Raw genomic sequence first — 21,703 nt, forward strand, 5'->3', positions numbered from 1 at the left:
CGGAGCGGACCACGGGCTGGCTACTGAATCGAGTCCGAACGGGAGGTGACCGCGTTGGCGATCACCGCGACCAACGCGACGGCGATGCCGATCAGCGCCACCGTGATGATCACCTGCTCCACCGACAGCGAGCCCCGCTCCGGCTCGTCACGGAGATCGTGGAGCCGCTCGCGCAGCGCCGCGCCGAGGGCGGTCAAGGTGGTGAAAAGCGGCATCATCGGACTCTCCTTCTGAGGTGGGCATGGCAGTCAGGTAGCCATCAGTCGGGCCAGGGCGGGATAGAGGAACAGCAACAGGAAGGCGATCGACAGCAGCGCAACCGGAGCGGTGAGCTTCTCGCTGGCGGTGTTGGCCGCTGCCTCCTCCTCCGCCAGCAGCTGCACCCGCAGCGACTGGGCGCGGGCCCGCAGCGTCGGGGCGATCGAGGCCCCCTCGACGGCGGCGACCGCGGCGATGTCGGCGACATCGGCCAGCTCGCCGACCCCGGTGTCGGTGGCCAACCGGTGCAACCCGTCCCACGGCGGCTCCCCGGCCAACCGGGCGGCCACCAGCGCGTCGTTGATCCGCCGAAAGACCCACCCGTCGCCTAGCGCGGCGGCCCGTTCCAGGGCGATGGTTGGGCCCTCGCTGGCGTCGCGGCGCAGGCTGACCAGTTCCAGATAGGAGCACAGCGCCAGGCGCATCTGGGAGCGCGCCTCGGCGGCCTGGTCACGCACAACGAGATCGACGACAAAGAAGAGGACGACGGCCAGCGCCAGCGATCCGGCCACCGGAATCACTACGGGCATGCGGACGCCGGCCAGCCCGAGCACAGCGGTGAGCAGCGGCACCAAGGCCGCGCCGAACGCTGCCAGGCCCACCTTGCGTGCGGCGTAGCCCTCCAGCGTCCAGCCAATCAACGCCAGCGCCTGTCCCGGTACCCGCCGACCCGCCCCCGGCAACCGGGCGGCGGCCCAGATACCGGCGCGGCCGGCCGCCCGTGCCCACCGGTCACCCGCCCCCGGAACCAGCCCGACCGGTGCGCGTACCGCGCGCCCGTCCAGGCGGACCAGCGCGTCGGCAAGCCGCGGCTGTTCGACCACCACGGCGGCGCGCAGCAGCAGGAACACGCCGAGCCCGACGACCGCACCGGAGCCGATCAGCAACGCCTGAGCGCCGCTCACCGGGCCGGCACCTCCTCGTGAGCGAGCTCGTTCCGCCGGCCGCCGTCGCGATCGACCAAGAAGCGGGTCGACGGCACGGCCACGGTGAGCCTGCGCATCCACAGGAGGCAGGCGACCATCAGACCGGCGATGGCCGCCAGCACCAGCTGCCCGAGCCCGGTGCCGTAGGGCGCCAGGTAGTCGCCGTTGAACGCGGCCAGCCCGGAGACGGCGACGGTGATCAGGAGCAGCCAGCGGGCATTCGCGCGCGGTTTGGCGCGGTCGGCCTCCACCTTGCGGCGCATGGTGACCTCTTCGCTGAGGCTTCCGGCAAGCTCGGTCAGCACGCGCGCGAGTCCCGGCCCACGCAGCTCCGCGCCCAGCAGCAGTGCGCCGACGACCAGGTCTCCGGCGGCGTCGTCGAGATCGTCGGCGAAGGCCAGCAGCGCCCGGGCTGTCGGCCAGCGCGCCTGCAGCCGCGCCGCCAGCGTGGCCACCTCCGTCTGGATCGGCGCGGGTGCGGTACGGGCCGAGCGGATGAGCGTCTGCTCCAGCCCACCGCCCGCGGCCAGGACGTCGGAGGTGCGGCGCACCCACTCCTGCAGCGCCTCCAGCCGCTCCACCGCGGCGTTGCCGGCGGCGAACTGCGCCAGCAGCCACGGCACGCCGATAGCCGCCAGCCCGACCAGGACGCCGCCGACCGGCCAGCCCGAGGCCAGCCACACCACAGCCGCCGCCACCGCGGCGGCTCCCCACAGCATCCGCTGCCGCCGCGCCGCCGGGCAGTCGACCGACGACGCCGGACGCGGTCTGCGGCGCCGCGGCTGAGCTGGTGCGTCCGGGGCGGTGAGCGCGTGGGCGGCCAGTAACAGGCCGGCGACTAAGAGTGCTCCGCACACGCCGACCAGCAACCCCGCGCCGCTCACCGTCGCCCTCCGACCGTGTCGGCCCACGGCCCCTGGCCGACTCGCAGCCAGCCGGGGTCGAAGCCGACCCGGACGTAGTCCGCCAAGTCCACCGGATCGTGCTCAGGCACTGCCCGACCGTCGGGTCCCTGAGCGAAGACCTCGGTGACCGCCGGGCGTCCGCCCTCGCCGATGCCGTTGCACTCGACGACCTGGCTGACGAACCGCTGCCGCTCACCGCCGATCCACCGCTCGTCCACAGTGGTGATGTGCACGACCAGGTCGATCGCCGACGCGCACGACCGGTACGCATGCTCGGGGGTGACTGCAGCACGGCCGCGCATGCACAGATTGGCCAGCCGCTCGAACGCGTGGTGTGCCGAGCGGGCGTGCAGGGTGCAGCACGAGCCGCCCTCGCCGGCCTCCATCACCTCGATCAGCGGCCAAGCCTCCTCGCCACGGACCTCCCCCAGCCACACCCGGCTGACGTTCATCACCAACGCCTGCTCCACTAGCTCGGTCAGCGTCACCTCGCCGAGGCGGCGGCCGTCCGGGCCGCGCTCCCCGGAGCCCTCCCGGGCCTCGAACGGCACCACCCGCGGATGCCGATCGGGCAGCTCGTGCAGCAGCAGCTCGAAGTGCTTCTCGATCGTGGCCAAGTTCTCGCTCACCGGCAGTTCGTTGGCCAACGCGCGCAGCATGAGCGTCTTGCCGGCGCCCTGCGCGCCGGTGACCACGATGTTCTTCCGGGCCCGCACCGCCGCCCGTAGGAACTCCGCCAGAGGCCGGCCGATCGCCCGCAGCTCCACCAGGTCGTCGAGGTCGACGTCGCGGATCCGGTGCCGCCGGATCACCAACTGCGGGCGGGGCACGGTCTCGATCACCGCCGCCAACCGCGACCCGTCCGGCAGCCGCATGGTCAGCAGCGGACTTGCCGTGGTCAGCGTCCGTTCCGATCGGCCCAGCCGGGCGGCGATGTGCTGCAGCTGACGCACCAGGTCCTCGTCCGAGTCCGCGATCGGATCGACCCGGACATCGCGGCCGTCGGAATAGCCGACCCACACGTTGTCGTGCCCGTGCGCCTCGATGTTCTCCACCAGCGGGTCGTCCAAGTAGGGCTGCAGCCGGCCCAGCCCGAACTGGGCTGCGAACACCGCCTCGGCGATCGCCTGTTCGTCCTCCGGGGTGGGCACCGCTTGCCCGGCGCGCATCCGTTCGCGCACCAGCTCGTCGACGCCGTCCTGAACAAGAGTGCGGGCCAGCTCCTGCTGCGCCACCGTGCTGAGCGCCGGGCGGCGCTTGAGCTCCTCGGCCAGCGCCGTCGCCGTCGCCTCGTGCAGCCGGCGGACAAGCATCCAGTCCACCGAGACCGGTGATGCGTCGAGTCCTCGTGGCACGGCTCCGGCGCGGACGAGGTCGGTGGTGAGGTCAGCGGACACGGCTGCCCCCGATCGTGGTCGCCGACGCAGGCACGGGCGCCGGCGGTGGCGTCAACCGGGCTTCGTGCGCCGCGGCGAACTCGACCACGCGTGTTGCGACCGCCCGCGCGGCCCGCAGCAGCGCCGACTGGGCGAACAGCCGGCCGGCCGGCGCGCCATCGCTGAGCACCGACGCCGCCTTGATATCGCGCGGCAGCGAACCGATGACCTGAACGCCGAGGGCCTCGCCGATCTCCCGCTCGCCGTAGGGCTCACCCGGCCGGACTACCAGCGTGGCCACCATGCCTGCGTGGCCTCCCCCTCCGCGGAGCTCGGCGATCGCCTGCGTCGCCGCACGAACGGCACGCAGCGTCGATCCGGTGACCAAGACCACGGCGGCGGCCCGCCGGACGACGGCTGCGGGAAAGTGCTCGGCGCGCAACCGACCGCAGTCGGCGATCACGTCGACCGCGCCGTCCTCCCCCGACGCCAGCACGGCGGCCAGTCGGTCCCAGTCCACGTGTCGGGCGCCGGCGGGGTCGGCCAAGCCGGGTAGCAACCGCGCCCGACCCTCCGGGTCGAGCCGCAGCAGCTGGCTGTCCAGGTGCCGGGCCAGTCCGCCACGCCGCGCCGCGAGCTCCAGGTCGGCCAGCCCGCCGGCGGACATCTCGCCTCGGCCGTATCCCGCCAGCACGTCCCCGCCGGCCGGGTCCAGTTCGGCCAATACCACCGGCTGCGGCCAGGACAGCGCCAGCGCCAGGCCGCTGGTGGTCACCCCGGGCGCGCCCTTGGCCGAGCACAGCGCGATCAACACGGCCGCCGCCTACTCGCCTGCGACCACAACGATGGCGACCAGACCGGCAGCGGCGCGGGCGGCGACGTCCGGCCCGTCAGCCGCCGCGACGAGCACGTCGACCACTCGTAGACCGTCGGTTCCCGGCGGACCAGTCTGCACCACGGTCGCGTCCACCACGCCTGGCGCGCCTGCCTCGGTCGCGACCGGAGCACTGCCGGCGGCCACGGGAACCAGGAGGACGTCATCGCCGGGACGCAGCGCGGTCGTCGGCAGCTGCACCGGCGACACCCCGACCCCGACCAGTTGCTGGCCGGGGGCCGGGAGGCGCTGATCGGTCAGCGCCTCCCGGGTGAGCAGCGAACCTGGCATCAGCGTGGCCGCCGCCACCATGCCGATCACCTGGTCTCGGTCACCGTACGGAATGGGCTGCAACGCCGGATCGGGCGAGATCCTCGCTTCCACCAGGTCGGCGGCGCTGATGGCCTGGCCCCAGGGCACCTCCCGTACGAGCGCGATCACCGGAGACGTCTGGCCCAGCGACGTCGCCAGATATGTCGCGCCCAGCGCTCCGAGGACCACCATGGTCACAGCGAGCGCCAGCAGCGCCGGACGGCGCTGGCGACGTGGCTGCGGCAGCACCGGCGCCCGGGACAGCCCGTTGCCCGCCTCGGAAGAAGGCGGTGCGCTGGTCCTCGGCGGCTGGGTGCGAGTCATCAGCTGCTCCCGTACTGGTTGAGGACGTGCAGCTCCCCGACGAGAAGCTCGCCGGACGACGAAAGCTGGACGACCTCTGAGCCGGCTCGTCCGCCACCGGACCAGGTGACGGTCCACGTCGTCGTGGCAGTGATCGGCCACGGGCCGCCGCCCGGCACCTGCCGGACCGAGGAGCGTGCGTAGGTGTGGCCGCAGTCTGGGGAGGGGCCGTCAGCTCCGGCGCGATAGGGCGTTCCGAGGCCGCAGGGGACGGTGTTCCCGTCTCCCATGTCCCAGGTGATCCCGGTGACCACGCCGGTCGCTTCGACGGACACCGGTCCGTCGGTGGCGGAGCGAGTAATGGGGCCGGAGACGATCTCCCCGCGTTCGGTCCACATCCACACCGGGAGCCCGACCAGTGCGCTGCCCGATTCCTGCGGGGGCGCGGTGCGGATGAGCGGAGGCTGCAACTGCATGGCAGCGATGGCCCGCCGCGCGAGGACGGCGGGGTCGACGGAGCCCGTGGGCGGACCTCGCCGCCAGACCACCGACGTCGCTGTAGACCCGATCGAGCCGCCGTCCTGCACCCCGCAGTTGGCGGTGTAGAGGGCACCGCCCTCATCTGGCGTGTGTCCGTCCCACAGCGGTGAGCCCGGCGGCGGCTGGGGGTCCATGAGTCCGAGATAGCAGTCGCTCGACTGCTCATACCAGCCGAGGTTATCGCTGTAGCAGGGCACCATCCGCCCACCGGCGTCGCTGCAGCTGGCAGGCGCACCCCCGTTCGAGGTGGCCGGCGTCGAGGGCGAGATGCTGGTAAGCGCCGGCCGGATGTCCTCGAGGTAGCAGAACCCGGAGGAGAGGCAGATCTCGTCGGGGGACACGGCTGCCGCGGTCGGGCCCTGCAAGAGCACCGCAGCCAGAACGCCCGCGACGACCCGAGCCCGTCCAAGGGTCAGCACGTCTGGTCCTGCACCTCGACGGCGGTGACCAGCCATCGATCCGTGGGAGCCGGGTAGAAAACGACGGTCGCGACGGCGAAGTGCGGTGGTCGCTCGGCGCTGATTACCTCGCCACTGGCTTGCACCGCTGCCGGGAAGTCGCGTGCGTCCACGCAATCTTCGATCGTCACCGTCTGCAAGGTCCCGTCGGTACCCCCGGCAAGGTCGACTCCAGCAACCTCGGGGCTGTTGATCACCGAACCTGTGTGCTTGATGCCGCGATCCCGGAGGGCAGAGATCTCGAGGAGCTCGGCCGACCTATAGGGGTCGGCGGTCAGCTGCGTGTAGGCAGGTAGCCAGCTCTTGGTGGGGTCGCGGCGCGCGTCCTGGATCAGCTCCGTTAGGTCGCCGTAGACGGCCATCGCCTCCTCGGCGGCAGCCTCGCTCTCCGGGTCTTCCACGACGCTGGGGGCAGCTTGCGATGGCCGCGCCTCGGGCGCCTTCGTGCTCGGCGACGCCTGGCTCGCAGAACCGTCCTCACCGCTACACGCAACGAGCGTGATCAGTGATCCGGCGACGGCGAGGCCGATCCGCGTGCGCGCCCGGGTCCCAACGGCGCCGGCTGCCCGGCCACGTTCAGGCTCGGCCAACGGTCGCATCGCGCAGGGCCCGTGCACGAGGCGATCGAAGGCGCCTGCGAGCGCACGGCGTAGCGCTGACCTGCGGTTCACGGCACCTCCCCGAAAGTGGCGGGAAATTACCACGAGATAGGGACAGGAAAGCAAGACCGATGCTCCTGCAATGCTCCTGTTCAGCCCCCGAAGGAGGCCATGGCCGCGTGGTCGCTGCGGGAACGGCGGACGGCCGCCTCCACGCGAGCGACGTCTACACCGAGGACTTCCGCGACGGCGGCGATCACCTTGGCGGAGTGATCTACACCCGGGCGGCCATCCTCCAGGCGCACGTAGGTCATGACCGATAGGCCGGGGCCAGTCACCTCGTTCGTGGCGAGTCCGGCCGCCAGGCGGAGGGCCGCCAAGGGCGGGTCACCTGCATCGACGTCCAGAAGATGCAACGGATCGACGCCCAGGGCAGTCGCCAGGCGGGGTACGAAGCGGGGTCGCGGGCGTTCGAGCCCCGCCTCCCAGACTCGGATACGCGCCGGGCCGGAGAGCTCCAGCTTCGTGGCCAGCTCTTCCCTGGTCAGCCCCACGGCCTCACGGGCAGCCCGCAAGCGGTCACCTCGAAGCAGCGGCCGCGCCATGGCAGCCCTCCTCCATGTCACCCATTCGGTGGACACCCCGCTCGTGTGACGTCGAACCCTAGCCGCAACGTCGGCTTAGTCGGACGCGCGTCAGCGGCCGGCACATGCCGCTGGCCGCCTGATGGTGCGAGAGCCTCAGGCCACTACTCCGCGCCGCCGAGCAGTGGCCACCAGCCTGTACACCAGCCCGGGCCTCCGGTATTTCGCCCGTAACTTTCAGTGATCGGAAGACGCGTAGCGCGGCGCCGGTTTGCACGATCACGGGGGACGGGCGGTGCTCTCATCACCGGAACTGGAGGATTCCCGGAGACCCGTGCGTCATCGTGAGGCGCCGGTAGCAGGCAGCACGTCCTTCAGCACGACTTCGGGTCCGTGTCAGTGAGATGGGACATATCCGGAAGGTGACGACATGGGTTATCCGCAGCCGCTCGCCGATGTTCTGGACATCGATCACATGCTGCTCATGCCGGAGGAGAGAGCGCACCTGCTCTGGGCCACCTGCAGGACGCCGATCCGTCAAGGGCCTCGGGCGCGGGCGGATGCCGGTCATCCGGAGCTTCGTCTCCAGCCTGAGGTCATCGGTGGCTTGGAGCAGCCGCGGTGAACCTCGAGGACCTCAGGGCCAGTGGCTCCGCCGTGGTGACCGTCGCGGAGGCGGCCTCGGTATTCGGCGTCGATGTCCGTACGGTGACCCGAGCCATCGAGAATGGCGAGCTGCCCGTGGTTCGGCTGGGTCGACGAGTACTGATCCCACGCCTACCACTGTTGGCCGTCCTGGGTGTGGCAGTCGACGACGCCGTCGGAGGGCTGCACGACTCCTCTGCTGGGGGCCGGTAGCCACGGGCCTACACCCACAACAACCAGCTGACTGCGACCCCGGAAGCGGAGACCGCACCAGCAACCTCACCGCCCAGCCGGTGGGAGGCTTCTGCGCGGATTGGCATGTCCGGGACCAAGCTGGTCGGCTGTTGGGAGTCGGGTCTGCGGGGATCGCGTCGTGATACTCCGCGTGATACTGCCGCCTGCAGGAACGGTGGTACGGGACCCAGCTACTGCTGATGCCGCACGCCTACGATACCTCCACCGAGGACGTCGTGGACGCGGTCCGGCGGTTCAGCGACGTCCCGGTGCTGGGCGGCTGAGCCGGGCTGCGGCCCTCAGGACGACGGCGCCTCCTCGTCCGGGGGCACTGCCTTCGACGCGTCACGTGCGGCCTACGGTGCTGAGCAGTTCCTCTAGCTGCCCGGCGGCCGCGTGCAGGTCTCGAACCACCGCGATCTGCCGCTTCTTCGTCATGCGGCTCGACGGCGCAGACGCATTGATCGCGGCAATGCTGGCTCCGCGGTGATCCTGCACCGCCACGGCGACGGAGATGATGTCCTCGGCCGCCCGGTGGTTGGTCGCGTACCCCCGCTCCCGCACCTCGACCAATTCGGCGTCGAGCTGCCGTCGGTCCTCCGGGGTGAGCCTCTCGGCATTGCCGACCTCCTCGAGCGAGAAGGTCTCGTCCAACTGCTGAGAGGTGAACGCGGCGAGGATCGCCTTGCCGGTTGCCGTGCGATGTGCCGGGAGGAGTTGGCCGGTCCGGTCGGCCACCCTGAGCGGTTGGCCGCTCTCGGCGGCGGCCAGGTACCGGGTCTTGGCGCCTTCCAGCTGCGCCAGGTGCACCGTCTCATCGGTCTTCCTGGCGAGATCGGCGAGGATGGGCCGGGCGTAGGTGCGGATGTCGAGGTTGCGCACGGCAGCCAGTCCCAAGTCGAGCAAGGCCGGGCCGGCGACGTAGGTGCCCATGCCGTCCTCCTGCCGGACGAAGCCGTGGTGGGCGAGCATCGCCAGCAGCCGGTGCGCCGTGGAGGGAGCGATGTCCAGCGCTACGGCGATCCCCGACAACCGCACCCGCGGCTGGTCCCGCAGCATCAGCACGAGCCGAAGAGCGTTATCCACCGACGAGATCGGATAGGCGGGGCCGGCCTTCGCGGCGTTGGGAACCGTCTCAGGCATTGGCCGATATTAACGGTCGCCGGTGCATCGTCGCGTCGCCGGATCCGGCAACCAGCACGCCGCTCCGTCCCGTCAGACCAGCTCGGCCGGAAGCACGATGTTGATGGTCTTGACCTCCGTGAAGCTGAGAAGCTCGTCGAGCCCCTCTTCCGACCCGGTGCCGCTCTCCTTGCGACCGCCGAAGCTGGTGCCCGGGAAGTGGGACGAGTTCCCGTTGATCCAGACGTATCCAGCCTGCACGGCGCGCGCGGTGACCAGCGCCCGGTTCAGGTCGTTGGTCCAGATCGACGCGGTCAATCCGTAGTCGACCCCGTTCGCGATCGCGAGCAGGTCGTCGTCGTCGGACCACCGGCTGACCGCCAGGACCGGCCCGAAGACCTCGTTCCGGAACAGGCGCATCCCGGGGGTCACGTCGGCGAACACGGTGGGCTGGAGCCAGAACCCGCGCTCGAACTGCGCACCGCTGGGCCGCCGCCCACCGGTCACGAGCCGCGCGCCATCCTCCTCCGCCGCCGCGATGTGGCTCATCACGTTCTGGAGGTGCCGGGCGTTGTTGAGCGGGCCCATGTCGGTGTCGTCCCGCATGGGGTCGCCCAACCGCAGGGCCGAGACCTTTTCCACCACACGCGCCAGGACGTCGTTGTAGAGGTCCTCGTGGAGCAGCAGCCGGCTGGTCGAGCCGCAGGACTGGCCCTGGTGGCCGAAGTTCATGCCCGCGACTGCCGCGGTCGCGACCTTCTCCGGGTCGGCGTCAGCGAACACGATCATCGGATTCTTGCCGCCCAGTTCGAGCGAGACGTGCTTGACCGAGGACTCCGCGGCCTGGCTCTGGATAGCTCGGCCGGTCGGGACCGATCCGATGAAGGTGAGCCGCTTGACCCGCGGGTGCCGGACTAGAGCGGCCCCGGCGTCCAAGCCCGTGCCGGTCACGATGTTGACCACGCCGGGCGGGAAGACCTCTGCACACAATTCGGCCAGCACGGTAGTCGACAGCGGGGCTTCCTCTGACGGCTTCAGCACCACGGTGTTACCAGCGACGAGGGGGGCCGCCAGTCGCGAGGCGGCAAAGTAGAACGGGTGGTTAAAAGCGAGGATGCGTCCAACGACCCCGTAGGGCTCACGCACCGAGAAGTGCAGTCCGGTGGAGGTGGACGGGACGGTCTCGCCCTTCAACTCCAGGGCCAGACCGGCGAAGTACTCGAGCAGGTCCGTGGCCATCGTGACGTCGCGCACCATCCGTCGCCGGGTGTTCCCGGTGTCGCGGACCTCCAGCTCCAGCAACTCGTCGGCCCGTTCGAGGGCGCGGCGGGCGAGTTCCCGTACGAGGCGGGCCCGCTCCAGCGCAGGCGTCGCGGCCCACCCGGGAGCGGCGCGGTCCGCAGCTGCGACCGCGAGTTCGACATCCTCCGCCGTTGCGTCGGGCACCCGGCCGAGCACCTCTTCATTGCAGGGGTCGATGGCGGTCAGCCACCCCTCCCCGACGCTGGGGCAGAGCTTGCCGCCGATGAGCATGAGCCCTTCCCGGATTTGAGCGTCGGCGTTCTGTGCCATCTCGTTCATCGGGTCTCCTTCGGGCAGGTCTGGACAGTCGAGAGAGGGGCGAGGGACGGGTTTCCCCCGGGAGATCGGCGGCACGTTAAGGCGACAGCCATCACGGGCTCAGTCATCGGCTCAGCAAGCGCGCCGGGTTGTCGACGACCATGGTTCGGAGTTCCTCGGTGGTGCAGCCGAGCGAGCGGAGCTGCCCGAGAAACATTCGGAAGACCTCGGCTTGCGGCGGCAGCCAGTCGAAGAAGACGTCAGAGGTGAGAACCACCCGCTGGCTGCCCAGCTCGCCAATGGTGGCATGGATGTCACCCACAGTGATGGGAGCGCGCGGCAGGACTGTCAGCGCTTGAGTCATCTCGACGGTCACCCCGAGGTCGGCGATCTCGCCCATGACCGCCCGCTCCGCTCGGATCGACGGCGAGAAAGGATGAGCGAAGATGAGCTTCTGGAAGCCCATGTCAGCGGCGTGACGAGCCACAGCAAGACTTTCGTCGGTTGAGAGGTGCCCCGTCGACACGGTCAGACCAAGATCAGCGGACACCGCCATGACATCCCGGCACTCCGCGGACAGCCGCCCGTTCCCGTCCACGACCCGGATTGCCGATCGGTCCAAGTGGCCACTGAAGGACGGGAACATCGGGTCGATCACCTGCCGGCGGACGACCCCGCCGTGCGCGTGGTCGTTCGCCGAGCCCCAGGTCGACAGGAATACGACCCGTGCGCCGTGCGCGGCCGCGGCCTCGACCGCCATGGGTGAGATGCCGCCCACGAGCTGGTTGAGGGTAATGCTGGAGTAGATCGTGAAGTTGTCCGCGTCCAGAAGCTCGTTGAGCAACAACGCACGGTCCATCGTCGGCCAGAAGTGTGATTTCAGTACGATCCCGGCCATGCCATAGGCGCGCGCAAGCTTGGCTAGGGTGAGGTCGTCGGTGCGCATCCGCCACCGAAGGCCCACATCTGGATATCCGTGCACGTGCAAATCAATCGCCCCGACCATGGCCGGGTCTGGCTGAGCATCGAAGGTCACCGGCGAGGACGCAGGCCCGGAGTCACCGGGCTCGGGCGCCGCCACAGCGATCTGCCCCCTGTCGATCGCCATCACAGGGCCGGGTCAATCAGAGGCTTCATGACTCCCCGCTTCATGGACTGCATAGCCATTGTCACCCGGTCGAGCGCGACGGGGGCCGTGGTCAGGGCGTCCCAGTCCACCGTCTCCCGGGTCTGGCGCAGGAAGTCGAGGGCCTTCCAGTAGTGCCCCACGTGCGCCGACAGGACCCCGCGGAGGGTCAGCTGCTTCTTCACCAGGACGCTGGGGTCGATGGCGGCTTGGACCGCGTTCGTCTGTCCGGCGATCCCGTAACGTCCGCCCGCCCGCAGGAGCGCCAGCCCCTCAGGCACAGCGGACGCTGCGCCTGACAACTCGAGGACCACGTCGGCGCCTCGGCCTTCACGTGTCAGGTCCCTCACCCGGCGGGCGCGTTCCGCAGCGTCGGGGACGTGTTCCACTGACACGCATCCGGTCGCGCCATAGGTCGTTGCCAGCTCTAGCCGACTGTCGGGGGCACCGATCACGACGATTGAGCCAACTCCGGCTGCCCGCAACATTGCGGTCGCGTACAGGCCCAGCGGTCCCGCGCCCTGGACGACGACGGTCTCGTGCGGCTCCACCCCGCCGACCTGCTCCAGCACGTGGACAACGGTCCGCAGGGCACAGCTGGCCGGGGCCGCCCAGGAGTCCCGAACTTCGTCGGGCACGCGGACCCGGCCGGAGCCGGGAAAGACGTAGCAGTACTCCGCGAACCCCCCTGTCAGATACGGGAAGCGGTGCGCTGAGAGACGCCCGTAGCTCTGGCGGTGAGAGCACAGGGAAGGCTGCCGATCTACGGTGCAGAAGAAGCAGCGTCCACAGGGTGCGTGGGTCCAGACGACCCGGTCGCCGAGAGACAGCGGCTGATCCAGGGAGTCCTTGTGGGGCCCCTCACCGAAGGCGACCACTTCCCCAACCATTTCGTGCCCCATGACCGACGGCAGATTGTCGGCCGAGGCATTGAAGGCCCCACCCTCCCAGATGTGGACGTCCGTCCCGCAAACCGATGCCATGGAGATGCGAACCAGCAGCGACCCGGGCTCGAGCTCCTGGGGAACGGGGACGTCTTCGATGGAGGCGGGCTCACCGAAGGCACGCAGTAGTGCCGCTCGGCTGTGAGAAGGCAGGGACATGGAGGCTTTCCTCTCGGACTGGGAGGGACGATAGGCCGGGTGGACTCAGCCGGGCGCCACGGTGTTCACGGTCACCGACCGACCACGCGCGGCCCATCGCTCAGCGGCGGCCAAGCTCTGATCCATGATCAGTGCCAGCACCAGTACGACGATGATGCAGAAGTAGACGGCGGCGGCATCGAATTGCACGCGGTAGGCGGTGATCAATGTTCCCATGCCGCCGCTGGTCGAGGCGAGCATCTCGGCGACGATCACCGCGATGAGAACAAGCCCGCCGCCGAGACGCAGTCCGGAGAGGATCACCGGCATCGAGGCGGGCAACAGGACCTTGGTCATGAGTTGTCGGCGACTGGCTCCCATGCTGCGGGCCGACCGGTACAGGTTCTCGTCGACACCACGCACGCCTGCGGCGGCTGTCAGGACCACCGGGATGAAACCGTACAAGCAGGCAAAAGCGATTTTAGAAAGTTGGCCAGGGCCGATCCATACCGAAAGCAGCGGATAGAGAATCACGAAAGGGACGGCGTAAAGAATGCCGAAAAACGTCCCAACGAAGCGCAAACCGGGCATGGAGCCGACTAGGAAGCCGACGACGACGCCTACCACCCAGGTGAAGGTCAGTGCCGCTAGAACCGCAGACACGGTCGGCCACAGCGCGGCCAGCACCGCGTCGCCTTCCCGGCCTCCCGCCTGAAGCGCCTCGGAAAGCGGGACGAGGAAGCCGCTGGGGATCCCGAGGAGCCGGGGCAGGAGCTCCCAGCACAGCAGCAGGATTGCCACTACGCCTAAGCGCCACGCAGTTACCGAGCTCGGCCGTCGGCCGCGCCGGGGAACCGTTGGCAGGGTGTTCTCACCCGCTGGGCTGTCTAGGACCGCCGTCATGTCAGTGGCTCCTGATCAAGCGCCAGATGCGGTTTCGCAGGTGAAGAAACTCCTCAGTCTCGGTAATCTCGATGGCGCGAGGCCGGGGAAGATCGACGGTGACCCGCTCGATGATTCGGCCGGGGCCGGCCGCCATGACGATTACCTCGTCGGAGAGGTAGACGGCTTCTGTGAGATTGTGAGTCACGAAGATCACCGTGTTCCGGATCTCGTCCCACAGACTCAGCAGTTCCTCACCCATGTCCATACGCGTCTGTTCGTCAAGCGCACCGAACGGTTCGTCCATGAGCAGGACGGATGGACGTTGGATCAGGGCACGCGCAACAGCGACACGCTGGCGCATCCCACCCGACAGTTCGCGCGGGTACCGGTCGGCGAACCCGCTCAGCCCCACCTTCGCCAGCGCCTGTCGGCCCTGCTCCTCGCGCTCACTGCGCGAGACACCGCGGAGCTCCAGGGGAAAGCTGACGTTGTCCAGGCTGCTCCGCCAGGGCAGGAGACACGCGTCCTGAAAGGCTACGGCGACCTGGTCCGGTTGCGGGCCCGAGGTAACCCGGCCGTCGAGACGGACCTGACCTCTGGTCGGCGTCATTAGACCGGCTAGGACCATCAACAGCGAGGACTTTCCGCATCCGCTGGGGCCGACGAGGGAGATGAATTTGCCCGCGGGTGCCGAGAAAGAGATGTCTTCGAGCGCCGCGACCTTACCTTTCGTCGTCTGATAGTCGTGGCTAACGCCGCTGACCTCGATGGTGCCCACCGAGGTAGACTTGGTTTCCATCGCTGCGTTCCCTGACATCTCACACTCCTCCGCGCCAGCGGTTCTGACGCTTGTCGCACCACCGCAAGAATTCGTTGAATAAGATCCCGATCAGGCTGGTGATCGCGATAACGCCCAGCAGCCGCTCGACCTGGAACGTCTGGCCGTAGGAGCTAATGAGGAAGCCGAGACCCTCACGAGACACGTACATCTCCGCGATGAGCACTCCCGTGATGTTGAGGATCATCGCGATCCGCGCGGCCTCCAGCAGCGTTGGCGCCATCGACCGCAAATGGACCTTCACGAACATCTGCGCCCGGGACGCCCCCTGCGATCTGGCCATTTGCAACAAGTTCTGGTCCACCGTGGAAATGCCAACCATGGTCGCCACCACGATGACCGCGAAGGCGCTGAAGACGCCGAAGGCGATTTTCTGCAGCGCCCCGATCCCGAGGATGAGGATGAACAGCGGCAGGAAGAGCGACTTCGGGATGCTGAGCAGGAAGGTGAGGAAGCCTCGCACGACCTGCGCGACCCGCTCCGACTGCGCCAGGACGACGCCTAGGACAGTGCCCGTGATCAGTGCGAGCAGGAACGCAACGATGACGTAGGTCGCGGTGACCCTCAGGTCGTAGAGGAGGCCGTCCTCGAACAGGCCGCGGATCGCCGTCACCACAGCGCTCGGTGCCGGTGCGAGCGAGGACTGGAGAATCCCCGCCCGCACCGCCACCTCCCACAGCAGAATAGGGACGACGATCAGGCCGGCCACATAGACGGCGTCACTGCGGGCTCTGACGGTGTGCACGTCAGTCGCCGGCCCCGACATCTACCGGGACGAACTCGCCGGTGTAGACGTCCTCAGCCGCCGGAAGGTCTCCTTGCGAATCAAGTCCAACGTCCGCTGCCAGCTGCAGCGCGTTGTCGATCCACGACGCCTTGATGTCACCGTCCGTGGACAACGCCATGATGGTGTTCGAGTACTCCTCACGGGCGAGCTCGCCGGTGATACCTGCCCGCTCCTCCAGGACCGACAAGGCGTACGCCTCGTCCGACTGGAGCTTGCGGACACCCTCATAGATGGCCTCTAGGGCCAACTGCACCATCTCCGAGTCGCTCGCGATCAACTCGTCGCTGGCGACCCAGGCGTCCGGCAATGTCGGCTCCATGGTCTCGCCGAGGTCCATGATCACGCGAGCCTCACCACTGAGTGGCAGGTCGTAACTGGCTGGAGGCAACTGAACGATCGCATCCACTGTCCCCTGCAGCAGGCTCTCGTTCAGGGCGCCGTAACCCAGAGCCACCGGCTCGAAGTCGATGCCGGCCGTCTGCTCCACCCACAACGCGAAGTACTCCCCCGTGCCCCCCGGATTCCCGATGCCCACCTGCCGTCCGGCGAGGTCCTCCACCGACTGGATGTCGCTATCGGCCCGCACCTGGACCGACCAACCCGTCGACGTCGGCAGGCCGGCGCCGATAATTCGCTGCTCGATGCCGCGGCTTCGGGAGACGGCCACACCGGCGGGCGTGTAGCTGATGATGTCGGCCTCCCCGGCGACGAGGGCCTCGGTAGCCGCACCGCCACCCTGATAGGCCGTGATTTCGACGTCCAGGCCGCGGTCCTCGAAGTAGCCCTCTTGTTCGGCGACGTACACGGGCAGGTAGGGGCCATAGCCAGCCGAGGCCAGCCCGATGCGAATGGTTCCTCCGCCGCTGGATTCGCTACCGCCGGACTCGCGTGGGTTGCTGCAGCCGCTTACGGCGAGCGCCAGGCTGACCATGGCTGCGGTGAGGGACAAGCTATGGCGTCGTTTCATCGCTCTTTTCCTGGGGGGGAGGGGACGGGGGAGCTATCGCACCGATAGATGTCGGTGGGACGGGCATCGCGCTGAGTCCGAGCGCATGGAGAGTTCGCCGAAGACGGTGAACCGATCCGCTCTTCGGCTCGGGGTGGACAGCAGCGAAGGCAATTCAATCTGCTTGCGGAAGATCTTTCTGCGTGACCCGAATCACATTAACAATGCTGGTCGCGGCGCGTCAAGCAAGTTCTCCTCCAGAAGTACAGTCAGCTGAAGACCAATGATTACTTCGCGAGAGGTGGGATGGCGCTATCACGGCGCCTGCAGACTTGAATCCTGCGACTGTGGGGGCCCAGCCCTGCGTCGGTGCGTCTTGTCGCGCCGGCCTCCTAGGCGCGTGCCGGCGCGACAAGACGGAGGTGCTGCCGGGCTCAGACGAAAATAGAAAGGTTCTTCGCCAGGAGTACGGACTGATCGAGCAGCAGCTCCCGGCGGACCACCTGCCACGAGTCACCCACCTGGCGCAGGCGGTCCTTGCGACGACCGACGAGGAAGTCGGTCTCGTCGGCCACCCGGTTCCGGTAGACCAAGAATCGGCAGCTCACCGAGACCTCCGGTAGCTCGACGGCGTCGAGCCGGATGTTGGTCACCAGGTGCGAGACCCGGGACACCGGCTCCTCCGCCCAGTGCAGGCCCGTGTTGAGCTGGTCGACGCGCAGAGACATCGTCTCTTTGCCCTCGTCGAACCAGAGGATCTCACGGCCGGCACGCGTCTCCTCACGCGCGTCCGTCTCCCCGTAGGCGACGTTCATCCGGAGGGGCACCGAGTACTGGTAGTCCTCGGCGAGCATGTCGAGCCACTCGGTGTAGCGCCGCTCGTCGAGCAGATCGGCCTCGCGGTATAGGAATTCGGACACGCTCTCGAGCAGGAGCATGCGCTCGAGCAGAGCCTCGTCGATCGGCATGGCAGTCCTTTCGTGGAGTAGTGGTGGTCCTACTTCGCGGGGGGGCCGTCGACGACGTCGACGGCGTCGAGGACCTTGACGCCCCCGGCGACGTCGGTGGTTTCGGCAACGTGCTCGGTGGTGCGGTCGTCGACCTGGGCGAGCTTGGTGAGCTCGGGCCACGAAAGGTTGTCGACGAACTCGGCCCACCGCCGGTAGAAGGCTCGGGCGTTGACCTCTCCGGCGATGGCGTGGTGGGAGTGCACAGAGCCGGCAAGGTCGCTGGCGGTCTCCTGACCCAGGCCCTGCTGATAGTTGAAGGGGTAGCGCCGAGCGATGACGCCCCGACTGGACTCGGTGGCGTAGTCCCAGTTCTCCATGTCGTCCTGCTCGGTCATGCCGGCCGGGCCGGCGTAACGCATGTAGTAGCGGCGCAGCCAGTCGCGGACCTTCTCGGGCGCGGACTTGTCGACCAGGTACCAGCGCCACACCTCGGTCTCGGTGGGGCTGATCGGGTGCGCGACCAGGATGGTCCGCGGAAAGCCTGCGGCGAAGGACATGTTCGGGAAGAGGGTCGCCGGGCCGCGACCACCCAGCAGGCGGCCCTCGGCCTGGAGCTTCTCCTTGCGCTTCTCCCAGGCGGCGACGAAGTAGTCGTCCAGGTCGTCCTCGGCGAACTCGGGGTAGGGGATCTCGTAGGCGATGTTGTCCGAGGCTCCGTGCCCCCGCCGGAACGACGTCTTCATGCGGCCCTTCGAGAATCCACCCTCGTTCTGTCGCTCGCCGTGGCGACGCTTGCCCTTCCCCCCGGGGCCGATGCCGACGGCCTCGACGGAGGCGTGCGTGGAGGCGCCGTGGTAGGTGTCCCCGAGGAAGTTCTCCGAGACGAACTTCCAGTTGGACCGGATCCGCCACTTGTGCACGCCACGGTAAGCCTCGGTGCCACCCTCCGTGCCGTCGAAGGCGTCGGCCAGGTTGTCCAGCCACCAGTGGAAGTCACCGACGTACTCGTCGAACGACGGCGCCTCAGGGTCCCAGTTGGCGAAGACGAGGCCCTTGTAGTTGTGCACCTTGGCGGCGCGAACGAGTCCCCACTTCTCCCGCTCGAGGTTGGTGCCGTACGCCGCCTTCTGCTGCGGCACACCGTGCAGGGCGCCAGGAGTGTCCACCAGGGAGCCGTCGATGGAGTACGACCAGGCGTGGTACGGGCAGGTGAACTGGAGAGTGTTGCCCTCGTCGTATCGGCAGACGCGCATACCACGGTGCCGGCACGAGTTCAGCAGGACGTTCAGTTCGCCCTTGTTGTCGCGGGTCAGCAGGACGGGGTCGGCGCCCATCCACGAGGAGAAGAAGTCCCCGGGGTTCGGGACCTGGGTGGCGTGGCCGACGAACAGCCACGCTCGCGGGAACAGATTCTCGAGCTCGGCCTTGAAGATCTGCTCGTCGATGAAGATCTCGCGGCTGATCTCGCCCTTCTGGACGTCGACCAGGCTCCGTACCTGGCGAGCGCCGGTACCGGTGGGCTCTTCCACTGTCGTCACTTGCTCGTTCTCCTCTGTGGTGTGGACTTGTCGGGGTCCGTGGGACGGGACATGCAAGGGCACCCGGTCAGCCGACCGGGACGGGGACGGTCGCCGTGGCCAGGGCGGACAGCCGGGCGGTGATCTGCGCGAGGTCCTCTCCGCGCTCCCACGCCTGCCGACAGGCCACGACGGCGCGTGGCCAGCCGAGTACGACTGCGGCCGAGAAACCGCCATCGCGGGAGTAGAGAGCGACGTCCTTGTCCCCCGCGGTCGTCGTGCAGCGCAGGAAGGACACCCGGTCGTCGGGGTGGATGCGCCCGACCATCTGGATCTTCAGGCCGTGCTGGTCGGACCAGAAGTACGGTGCCTTCACGTAGGGTCGCAGGTCGTCCGGGTGCAGGAGGTTGTGGGCCACGAGGTTGGCCTGCTCGACCGCGTTGGTCCAGTGCTCCACGAGACGGTGCTCGCCGCTGCGCACGTCCAACCAGCGCGCGACATCGCCGACGGCGTATACGTCCGGCGCACCCGAGGCCCGGCAGAACTCGTCTGTCAACACCCCGAATCCAAGATCCAGCCCAGAGCCCTCCAGCCACCCGGTGCCGGGGACCACGCCGATTCCAACGACGACCGTCGCCGCCGGCAGACGCCTGCCGTCCGCCAGGTGCACGACGCCGGTGCCGTCGGCCAGTGACTCCACGCGCGCCACCGCCGCAGACCCCAGGACTGTCACCCCCGCATCGGCGTGCAGGCGGCTGATCCGAGCACCCACGTCCGGACCCAGGACACGGGCGAACGGCTCGGGCAGCGCCTCGACGATCGTTGCGTCCAGGCCCAACTGGCGGGCGCTCGAGGCGACCTCGGCGCCGATGAAGCCGCTGCCCACGACGACGACCGGCCCACCGCGCGAGAACCGCTCCCGGATCGCGGCGGCGTCGCGCAACTCGCGGACGGTGCACACCAAGTCGCCCTCCGGGGCCGGAATGCTCCGCGGAAACGCGCCGGTCGCCAGCACGACGGCGTCGTAGTCCACCGGCTCACCATCGGCCAGGATGACCTGCTTGCCCACCGGGTCCAAGCGCACCGCGGCGCGGCCGGTCATCGGCGTCAGCCCGTCGCCCGACCAGCCACCGGGACCGAGCAAGGAGATGTCAGCCGCCGTCTGACTGCCGACGAGGACCTGCTTGGACAGAGGCGGCTTGTCGTAGGGCGTGACGTCCTCGGCACCGACCACGACCACCTCTCCGGTATGGCCCGCGGCCCGGAGAGCCTGCCCGGTCCGGATCCCGCCGACCGACGTGCCGACGACGAGGATCCGTCCGGGCGCCCTGTCACGCATCGTCGTCGGCCAACCAGATGGCTTGCACGGGACAACTGCGCACGGCGGCGCCGGACGTCTCGAGCTCCGCCTCGCCGACGGAAGGTTGGAGCAGGACGACCACCCCGTCGTCGTCGAGGTCGAAATGCTCGGGATCCAGGTCGACACAGTTGCCGTAGCCCTGGCACTTGCCCACGTCGGCCTTGATCTGCATGAGGGTCGCTCCGTAGTCGCTCCGGACGCTCGGACGCGGTCACATCCGCAGCGCCAGCCCACCGTCCGCGGTCGGCATCGCACGCATTGTGCAAATGGTCAGTCCATTCTATGGTATGAGTGGTCGGGATCACTGTCAACCACCCGACCGATATCCGTATTCACCGAGGAGGACCCGCGGGATGTCGCCACCGCCACAGGAGGATGCGGGTGGCTCACGCCGCGACACGACCGCGAGCCTGGTCGGCGCGGTGATCTTCGCCGTGGGCCTGGGGATCGCCAGCGTGGCCGTGCCCCTCCTGGCGCTGCGGGTCGGGTACTCGACCCCCGAGGTGGGAGTCATCGTCGCGATATCGGCGGTATCGCAGATGGGCACCCGACTCGTCATGGGCGCCATGATGCGGCGCCTGCCGGACAAGGTCTTCGTCGTCGTCGCCGCCGCCTCGCTCGCACTCTCCTGCGGCGTCCTCGTGCTGTCGACGACGTGGCTGGTCATCGCGGTCTCCCAACTGCTCCAGGGTCTGGCCCGGGCCTGCTTCTGGACCGGTACGCAGACGCACGCCGTGCGAACGTCGGAGTCCGCCGTCGGCGCGCTCGCGCGGATCAACCTGGTTTCCGGGCTGGGCCAGATCGCCGGGCCATTGGTGGCGGGGCTGCTGATCGCCCGGTCCCCGCAGTTCGCACTGGGCGTGGCAGGGGCGATCAGCGCGACGGGCGTGGTCGCCGCCCTGCTGCTCGCCCGGCTGGCGCCGTTCGCGCCCCGCAGCAAGGACCGCACCCGGGTGCGGATCTGGCTGCGCCCGGGGGTGGACGTCGGCTGCTGGGCAGGCGCCAGCGCCGGGGCCTGGCGCGGGCTCCTCGGTTCCTACGTCCCCGTCGCCCTCGACCTCGCGCGGCAGAGTTCCACGACGATCGGCGCCCTGGTGGCAGTCGCCAACGGGGCTCAGGTCGCCGGGAGCGCGATCGCCGGCCGGCTGCGCGGCGCGGGGCTGCGCCGGTCGCTGGTTCTGGGCATCCTGGCCAGCGGCATCGGTATCGCCGTGGTGGGGCCGCTCGCCGGGATGGCGGCGCTCGCTGGGCTGGCACTGTTCGTCTCCGGCATCGGGGCCGGGGCGGTCCAGACGGTTGGTCCTGCCGTGGCCACCGACGCCGTCGACGCGGAGGAGCGTGGCGATGCCATCGCCTCCACGGGCACCTTCCGGGCCGCAGCTCTCCTGGTGGCGCCGTTCGCCGTTGCCGGCATGGTCACCGTCATCCCGCTCACCGCCGCCATCGTCACCGCCGGGCTGCTCATCACAGCGCCGGCGGTCGGCCTCGGCCGGCTCCGCCCCGCGGTCTGAACTCG

General features: G+C 69.1%; 24 protein-coding genes. 3 read left to right on the forward strand and 21 right to left on the reverse strand.

Annotated elements, in window-relative coordinates:
• Positions 1–20 precede the first annotated feature (20 nt).
• The 9 genes from CRP29_RS10760 to CRP29_RS10800 all read right to left on the reverse strand — a co-directional run bounded on the left by CRP29_RS10760 (position 21) and on the right by CRP29_RS10800 (position 7,156).
• Positions 21–218 carry a hypothetical protein gene (locus CRP29_RS10760; RefSeq protein WP_097195055.1) on the reverse strand — a complete coding sequence of 66 codons (198 nt, stop codon included), beginning with the start codon at positions 216–218 and terminating at the stop codon, positions 21–23.
• Between the two features lie 30 nt (positions 219–248).
• Positions 249–1,163, reverse strand: a complete 915-nt coding sequence (locus CRP29_RS10765) for a type II secretion system F family protein (protein WP_097195056.1) — start codon at positions 1,161–1,163, stop codon at positions 249–251.
• Positions 1,160–1,882, reverse strand: coding sequence for a type II secretion system F family protein (locus CRP29_RS10770; RefSeq protein WP_245852738.1), 723 nt, complete (start codon positions 1,880–1,882; stop codon positions 1,160–1,162). Before CRP29_RS10770 ends, CRP29_RS10765 begins: the two co-directional genes overlap by 4 nt.
• Before the next feature lie 182 nt (positions 1,883–2,064).
• Entirely contained in the window at positions 2,065–3,486 is a 1,422-nt protein-coding gene (locus CRP29_RS10775; RefSeq protein ID WP_097195058.1) for a TadA family conjugal transfer-associated ATPase, read from the reverse strand.
• Positions 3,476–4,279, reverse strand: a complete 804-nt coding sequence (locus CRP29_RS10780) for a CpaE/TadZ family protein (RefSeq protein WP_097195059.1) — start codon at positions 4,277–4,279, stop codon at positions 3,476–3,478. Before CRP29_RS10780 ends, CRP29_RS10775 begins: the two co-directional genes overlap by 11 nt.
• Positions 4,280–4,288: 9 nt before the next feature.
• Positions 4,289–4,975, reverse strand: coding sequence for an SAF domain-containing protein (locus tag CRP29_RS10785; RefSeq protein WP_097195060.1), 687 nt, complete (start codon positions 4,973–4,975; stop codon positions 4,289–4,291).
• Positions 4,975–5,835: an ATP/GTP-binding protein gene (locus CRP29_RS10790; protein WP_141437101.1), complete on the reverse strand. Its 861-nt coding sequence runs from the start codon at positions 5,833–5,835 to the stop codon at positions 4,975–4,977. The genes CRP29_RS10785 and CRP29_RS10790 overlap by 1 nt, the downstream gene beginning before the upstream one ends.
• A 71-nt stretch (positions 5,836–5,906) precedes the next feature.
• Positions 5,907–6,353 (reverse strand): hypothetical protein, encoded by a 447-nt coding sequence (locus CRP29_RS10795; protein ID WP_097195062.1) that lies wholly within the window; start codon positions 6,351–6,353, stop codon positions 5,907–5,909.
• Positions 6,354–6,703: 350 nt separating this feature from the next.
• Positions 6,704–7,156 (reverse strand): helix-turn-helix domain-containing protein, encoded by a 453-nt coding sequence (locus CRP29_RS10800; RefSeq protein ID WP_097195063.1) that lies wholly within the window; start codon positions 7,154–7,156, stop codon positions 6,704–6,706.
• Positions 7,157–7,565: 409 nt separating this feature from the next.
• Between CRP29_RS10800 and CRP29_RS10805 the strand changes: the two genes are divergently transcribed.
• Positions 7,566–7,760, forward strand: coding sequence for a hypothetical protein (locus tag CRP29_RS10805; RefSeq protein ID WP_097195064.1), 195 nt, complete (start codon positions 7,566–7,568; stop codon positions 7,758–7,760).
• A gap of 35 nt (positions 7,761–7,795) precedes the next feature.
• Positions 7,796–7,993 (forward strand): helix-turn-helix domain-containing protein, encoded by a 198-nt coding sequence (locus CRP29_RS23810; RefSeq protein ID WP_425427087.1) that lies wholly within the window; start codon positions 7,796–7,798, stop codon positions 7,991–7,993.
• A gap of 366 nt (positions 7,994–8,359) precedes the next feature.
• Here the strand turns inward: CRP29_RS23810 and CRP29_RS10815 are convergent, their stop codons facing one another.
• From CRP29_RS10815 to CRP29_RS10870, 12 genes are all read right to left on the reverse strand, one after another.
• Complete coding sequence (locus CRP29_RS10815) at positions 8,360–9,157, reverse strand: IclR family transcriptional regulator (RefSeq protein ID WP_097195066.1); 798 nt, start codon at positions 9,155–9,157, stop codon at positions 8,360–8,362.
• Between the two features lie 72 nt (positions 9,158–9,229).
• Positions 9,230–10,717 carry an aldehyde dehydrogenase family protein gene (locus CRP29_RS10820; RefSeq protein WP_217991532.1) on the reverse strand — a complete coding sequence of 496 codons (1,488 nt, stop codon included), beginning with the start codon at positions 10,715–10,717 and terminating at the stop codon, positions 9,230–9,232.
• Between the two features lie 103 nt (positions 10,718–10,820).
• Positions 10,821–11,732: a DUF6282 family protein gene (locus tag CRP29_RS10825; protein ID WP_141437102.1), complete on the reverse strand. Its 912-nt coding sequence runs from the start codon at positions 11,730–11,732 to the stop codon at positions 10,821–10,823.
• A 71-nt stretch (positions 11,733–11,803) separates the two neighbouring features.
• Positions 11,804–12,925, reverse strand: coding sequence for a zinc-binding dehydrogenase (locus tag CRP29_RS10830; protein ID WP_097195068.1), 1,122 nt, complete (start codon positions 12,923–12,925; stop codon positions 11,804–11,806).
• Positions 12,926–12,970: 45 nt separating this feature from the next.
• The gene (locus tag CRP29_RS10835) at positions 12,971–13,705 is read right to left on the reverse strand and encodes an ABC transporter permease (protein WP_176522918.1); all 735 of its coding nucleotides are present in this window, start codon (positions 13,703–13,705) and stop codon (positions 12,971–12,973) included.
• Positions 13,706–13,808: 103 nt separating this feature from the next.
• Positions 13,809–14,567, reverse strand: coding sequence for an ABC transporter ATP-binding protein (locus CRP29_RS10840; RefSeq protein WP_217991533.1), 759 nt, complete (start codon positions 14,565–14,567; stop codon positions 13,809–13,811).
• A gap of 40 nt (positions 14,568–14,607) precedes the next feature.
• Positions 14,608–15,336, reverse strand: coding sequence for an ABC transporter permease (locus tag CRP29_RS10845; RefSeq protein WP_176522919.1), 729 nt, complete (start codon positions 15,334–15,336; stop codon positions 14,608–14,610).
• A gap of 37 nt (positions 15,337–15,373) precedes the next feature.
• The gene (locus CRP29_RS10850; RefSeq protein ID WP_176522920.1) at positions 15,374–16,363 is read right to left on the reverse strand and encodes an ABC transporter substrate-binding protein; all 990 of its coding nucleotides are present in this window, start codon (positions 16,361–16,363) and stop codon (positions 15,374–15,376) included.
• Between the two features lie 431 nt (positions 16,364–16,794).
• Positions 16,795–17,328 carry a 3-phenylpropionate/cinnamic acid dioxygenase subunit beta gene (locus CRP29_RS10855; protein ID WP_097195073.1) on the reverse strand — a complete coding sequence of 178 codons (534 nt, stop codon included), beginning with the start codon at positions 17,326–17,328 and terminating at the stop codon, positions 16,795–16,797.
• Positions 17,329–17,357: 29 nt separating this feature from the next.
• Positions 17,358–18,848 (reverse strand): aromatic ring-hydroxylating oxygenase subunit alpha, encoded by a 1,491-nt coding sequence (locus tag CRP29_RS10860; protein ID WP_176522906.1) that lies wholly within the window; start codon positions 18,846–18,848, stop codon positions 17,358–17,360.
• 67 nt (positions 18,849–18,915) lie between these two features.
• Positions 18,916–20,166 (reverse strand): NAD(P)/FAD-dependent oxidoreductase, encoded by a 1,251-nt coding sequence (locus tag CRP29_RS10865; RefSeq protein WP_097195075.1) that lies wholly within the window; start codon positions 20,164–20,166, stop codon positions 18,916–18,918.
• Entirely contained in the window at positions 20,159–20,359 is a 201-nt protein-coding gene (locus CRP29_RS10870; protein ID WP_097195076.1) for a ferredoxin, read from the reverse strand. The genes CRP29_RS10865 and CRP29_RS10870 overlap by 8 nt, the downstream gene beginning before the upstream one ends.
• Before the next feature lie 181 nt (positions 20,360–20,540).
• On the opposite strand from CRP29_RS10870, the gene CRP29_RS10875 reads away from it, so the two are divergent.
• Positions 20,541–21,698 (forward strand): MFS transporter, encoded by a 1,158-nt coding sequence (locus CRP29_RS10875; RefSeq protein WP_097195077.1) that lies wholly within the window; start codon positions 20,541–20,543, stop codon positions 21,696–21,698.
• Positions 21,699–21,703 lie beyond the last annotated feature (5 nt).

The organism is Blastococcus aggregatus (assembly GCF_900221005.1).
In the GTDB taxonomy this organism is placed as follows: domain Bacteria; phylum Actinomycetota; class Actinomycetes; order Mycobacteriales; family Geodermatophilaceae; genus Blastococcus; species Blastococcus aggregatus.